We start from the raw sequence: 5468 nt of genomic DNA, 5'->3' as shown, positions 1-5468 counted from the left end.
TATTCGATCACTCTCGTTGTGAAGCATCTTTGTGGTGTGGAGGTGGGGTGTGTCCGATTCTTGAGAACTCAACAGCGTGCACTATGTTCAATGCCAATTTTATATCCTGGCTTGGTCTTCGGATCGGGTTGGGTTTCCTTTGGGAATTGATGTCAGTTTCCGGCTTTCGGGTCGGAGGGATGTCTTATTTGCTAGAGGTCAAACTTGATTCTCCTTCCTCGTTTGGGGTGGGGGGTCGTATTTTTTTACGGAGAGTTTGATCCTGGCTCAGGACGAACGCTGGCGGCGTGCTTAACACATGCAAGTCGAACGATGATGCCTAGCTTGCTGGGTGGATTAGTGGCGAACGGGTGAGTAACACGTGAGTAACCTGCCCTTGACTCTGGGATAAGCGCTGGAAACGGCGTCTAATACCGGATATGACCTGCCCCGGCATCGGGTGTGGGTGGAAAGTTTTTCGGTCAAGGATGGACTCGCGGCCTATCAGCTTGTTGGTGAGGTAATGGCTCACCAAGGCGACGACGGGTAGCCGGCCTGAGAGGGTGACCGGCCACACTGGGACTGAGACACGGCCCAGACTCCTACGGGAGGCAGCAGTGGGGAATATTGCACAATGGGCGCAAGCCTGATGCAGCAACGCCGCGTGGGGGATGACGGCCTTCGGGTTGTAAACCTCTTTTAGTAGGGAAGAAGGGCTTCGGCTTGACGGTACCTGCAGAAAAAGCACCGGCTAACTACGTGCCAGCAGCCGCGGTAATACGTAGGGTGCAAGCGTTGTCCGGAATTATTGGGCGTAAAGAGCTCGTAGGCGGTTTGTCGCGTCTGCTGTGAAAACCCGAGGCTCAACCTCGGGCCTGCAGTGGGTACGGGCAGACTAGAGTGCGGTAGGGGAGAATGGAATTCCTGGTGTAGCGGTGGAATGCGCAGATATCAGGAGGAACACCGATGGCGAAGGCAGTTCTCTGGGCCGTAACTGACGCTGAGGAGCGAAAGCGTGGGGAGCGAACAGGATTAGATACCCTGGTAGTCCACGCCGTAAACGTTGGGCGCTAGATGTGGGGACCTTTCCACGGTTTCCGTGTCGCAGCTAACGCATTAAGCGCCCCGCCTGGGGAGTACGGCCGCAAGGCTAAAACTCAAAGGAATTGACGGGGGCCCGCACAAGCGGCGGAGCATGCGGATTAATTCGATGCAACGCGAAGAACCTTACCAAGGCTTGACATATACCGGTAACTTCCAGAGATGGTTGCCCCGCAAGGTCGGTATACAGGTGGTGCATGGTTGTCGTCAGCTCGTGTCGTGAGATGTTGGGTTAAGTCCCGCAACGAGCGCAACCCTCGTTCTATGTTGCCAGCACGTGATGGTGGGAACTCATAGGAGACTGCCGGGGTCAACTCGGAGGAAGGTGGGGATGACGTCAAATCATCATGCCCCTTATGTCTTGGGCTTCACGCATGCTACAATGGCCGGTACAAAGGGCTGCGATACCGTAAGGTGGAGCGAATCCCAAAAAGCCGGTCTCAGTTCGGATTGAGGTCTGCAACTCGACCTCATGAAGTCGGAGTCGCTAGTAATCGCAGATCAGCAACGCTGCGGTGAATACGTTCCCGGGCCTTGTACACACCGCCCGTCAAGTCATGAAAGTCGGTAACACCCGAAGCCAGTGGCCTAACCGTAAGGAGGGAGCTGTCGAAGGTGGGATCGGTGATTAGGACTAAGTCGTAACAAGGTAGCCGTACCGGAAGGTGCGGCTGGATCACCTCCTTTCTAAGGAGCATCTGGACACCGTTGGGTGTTCCAGGCGCCAGATCGAAGCGTTCGTCTTCGCTGGTTGCTCATGGGTGGAACATTGAACTAGGTGCTTGTCGAGATCGTCTCGTGTTAGTACAGCCTTCGGGTTGGGAACGCGTCGGGGTGGTGGAGGTGGGTGCATGCACGCTGTTGGGTCCTGAGGGACCGGGTCTGTTGCCTTCGGGTGGCGGGGTCGACTCTTCTGGATCTTTTCTTCATGCCTGGGTGTGTGGGGGAGGGGTACCGCCCGTATTTTGAGAACTACACAGTGGACGCGAGCATCTTAGATTCAAGACTTCGGTCTTGGATCACAAAGATCAGCGGAGAGCGCCTTCGGGTGTTGTCCGCGATCATTGGATCTGCAACTTTTCGAGTTGTAGTTTCTTAAACTCATGTGATTTCAAGTTTCTAAGAGCAAACGGTGGATGCCTTGGCATCTGGAGCCGAAGAAGGACGTCGTAATCTGCGATAAGCCTCGGGGAGCTGATAAACGAGCTGTGATCCGAGGATTTCCGAATGGGGAAACCCCGCCAGGCCCTTTGTGGTGACCTGGTGACTCCCGCCTGAATATATAGGGCGGGTAGAGGGAACGTGGGGAAGTGAAACATCTCAGTACCCACAGGAAGAGAAAACAACAGTGATTCCGTTAGTAGTGGCGAGCGAACGCGGAAGAGGCTAAACCGAGTCATGTGTGATACCCGGCAGGGGTTGCATGGTCGGGGTTGTGGGACTTTTCGTCGTGTTCTGCCGAGCACGGAACGTTACAGCGCATCATAGACGAACAGGTTTGAATGCCTGGCCAGAGCGGGTGCGAGCCCCGTAGTCGAAATGGTGTTATGGCGTGAAGAGTATCCCAAGTAGCACGGGGCCCGAGAAATCCCGTGTGAATCTGTCAGGACCACCTGATAAGCCTAAATACTCCCAGATGACCGATAGCGGACAAGTACCGTGAGGGAAAGGTGAAAAGTACCCCGGGAGGGGAGTGAAATAGTACCTGAAACCGTTTGCTTACAAACCGTCGGAGCCTCCTTGTTGGGGTGACGGCGTGCCTTTTGAAGAATGAGCCTGCGAGTTAGTGCTCTGTGGCGAGGTTAACCCGTGTGGGGCAGCCGTAGCGAAAGCGAGTCCGAATAGGGCGTTGTCAGTCGCAGGGTCTAGACCCGAAGCGAAGTGATCTATCCATGGCCAGGTTGAAGCGACGGTAAGACGTCGTGGAGGACCGAACCCACTTCAGTTGAAAATGGAGGGGATGAGCTGTGGATAGGGGTGAAAGGCCAATCAAACTTCGTGATAGCTGGTTCTCTCCGAAATGCATTTAGGTGCAGCGTTGCGTGTTTCTTGCCGGAGGTAGAGCTACTGGATGGCCGATGGGGCCCAAAAGCTTACTGACGTCAGCCAAACTCCGAATGCCGGTAAGTGAGAGCGCAGCAGTGAGACTGTGGGGGATAAGCTTCATAGTCGAGAGGGAAACAACCCAGACCACCAACTAAGGTCCCTAAGCGCGTGCTAAGTGGGAAAGGATGTGGAGTTGCACAGACAACCAGGAGGTTGGCTTAGAAGCAGCCACCCTTGAAAGAGTGCGTAATAGCTCACTGGTCAAGTGATTCCGCGCCGACAATGTAACGGGGCTCAAGCACGCCACCGAAGTTGTGGCATTGACATTAGTGGTAGGCCTTCGTGGTCCAGCCGTGTTGATGGGTAGGAGAGCGTCGTGTGGCGAGTGAAGCGGCGGTGTGAACCAGCCGTGGACGCCACACGAGTGAGAATGCAGGCATGAGTAGCGAAAGACGGGTGAGAAACCCGTCCTCCGGAAGACCAAGGGTTCCAGGGTCAAGCTAATCTTCCCTGGGTAAGTCGGGACCTAAGGCGAGGCCGACAGGCGTAGTCGATGGACAACGGGTTGATATTCCCGTACCGGCGAAGAACCGCCCCAGACAATCCAGTAGTGCTAAGTATCTGAATCCCTTCGATGGATCCCTTCGGGGTGAAGCGTGGGGCCTAGCGTACGAACCCGTGCTGGTGCGTTTAGCGTATTAACAGGTGTGACGCAGGAAGGTAGCCGAGCCGGGCGATGGTTGTCCCGGTCTAAGGATGTAGGGCGAACGATAGGCAAATCCGTCGTTCATGTAGCCTGAGATCTGATGGGTAGACGCAAGTCGAAATCGGTGATCCTATGCTGCCAAGAAAAGCATCGACGCGAGGTTCTAGCCGCCCGTACCCCAAACCGACTCAGGTGGTCAGGTAGAGAATACCAAGGAGATCGAGAGAATCGTGGTTAAGGAACTCGGCAAAATGCCCCCGTAACTTCGGGAGAAGGGGGGCCTGAGGCGTGAACGGACTTGCTCCGGGAGCGTTCGATGGCCGCAGAGACCAGTGGGAAGCGACTGTTTACTAAAAACACAGGTCCGTGCTAAGTCGCAAGACGATGTATACGGACTGACGCCTGCCCGGTGCTGGAAGGTTAAGAGGAACGGTTAGCCGTAAGGCGAAGCTGAGAATTTAAGCCCCAGTAAACGGCGGTGGTAACTATAACCATCCTAAGGTAGCGAAATTCCTTGTCGGGTAAGTTCCGACCTGCACGAATGGCGTAACGACTTCCCAGCTGTCTCAACCGCGAACTCGGCGAAATTGCATTACGAGTAAAGATGCTCGTTACGCGCAGCAGGACGGAAAGACCCCGTGACCTTTACTATAGTTTGGTATTGGTGTTCGGTGTGGCTTGTGTAGGATAGGTGGGAGACTGTGAAGCGGGCACGCTAGTGTTCGTGGAGTCATTGTTGAAATACCACTCTGGTCACTCTGGATATCTAACTTCGGACCCTAATCGGGTTCAGGGACAGTGCCTGATGGGTAGTTTAACTGGGGCGGTTGCCTCCTAAAGAGTAACGGAGGCGCCCAAAGGTTCCCTCAACCTGGTTGGCAATCAGGTGTCGAGTGTAAGTGCACAAGGGAGCTTGACTGTGAGACTGACAAGTCGAGCAGGGACGAAAGTCGGGACTAGTGATCCGGCAGTGGCTTGTGGAAGCGCTGTCGCTCAACGGATAAAAGGTACCTCGGGGATAACAGGCTGATCTTGCCCAAGAGTCCATATCGACGGCATGGTTTGGCACCTCGATGTCGGCTCGTCGCATCCTGGGGCTGGAGTAGGTCCCAAGGGTTGGGCTGTTCGCCCATTAAAGCGGTACGCGAGCTGGGTTTAGAACGTCGTGAGACAGTTCGGTCCCTATCCGCTGCGCGCGTAGGAAATTTGAGAAGATCTATCCCTAGTACGAGAGGACCGGGATGGACGAACCTCTGGTGTGTCAGTTGTTCCGCCAGGAGCACCGCTGATTAGCTACGTTCGGAACGGATAACCGCTGAAAGCATCTAAGCGGGAAGCCGGCTTCGAGATGAGATTTCCATCCCTTCGGGGGAGAGGCTCCCAGCCAGACGACTGGGTTGATAGGCCGGATGTGGAAGACAGGACTAAAGACTGTCGGAGCTGACCGGTACTAATAAGCCGATAACTTGACAATCACTACTCTCATACCGTTGTAAAGGCTGGTAGGAGTGGCTGTAAGATTGCTTGCGTCCACTTTGTGGTTCCCAGAAGACGGGCACCCCGCGCCCTGGTGAAGGGCGCGGTATAATTGAATACACGCACGGCGTGTAACCCCAGATTTGACCACCCACCCCCC

Annotated in this window: 2 rRNA genes; both read left to right on the top strand. The window is 55.1% G+C overall.

Annotated elements, in window-relative coordinates:
• The first annotated feature begins 244 nt into the window (after positions 1–244).
• Positions 245–1767 (top strand): 16S ribosomal RNA (locus ITJ45_RS13865).
• Positions 1768–2189: 422 nt separating this feature from the next.
• Positions 2190–5306: ribosomal RNA gene (locus tag ITJ45_RS13860) — 23S ribosomal RNA — on the top strand.
• The 16S and 23S rRNA genes sit together here, the layout of an rRNA operon.
• Positions 5307–5468: the final 162 nt, after the last annotated feature.

It is taken from the genome of Rathayibacter sp. VKM Ac-2879, from assembly GCF_015351245.1.
In the GTDB taxonomy this organism is placed as follows: domain Bacteria; phylum Actinomycetota; class Actinomycetes; order Actinomycetales; family Microbacteriaceae; genus Rathayibacter.
The sequence above is the reverse complement of the archived record's forward strand: the minus strand, read 5'-3'. Positions and strand labels throughout refer to the sequence as shown.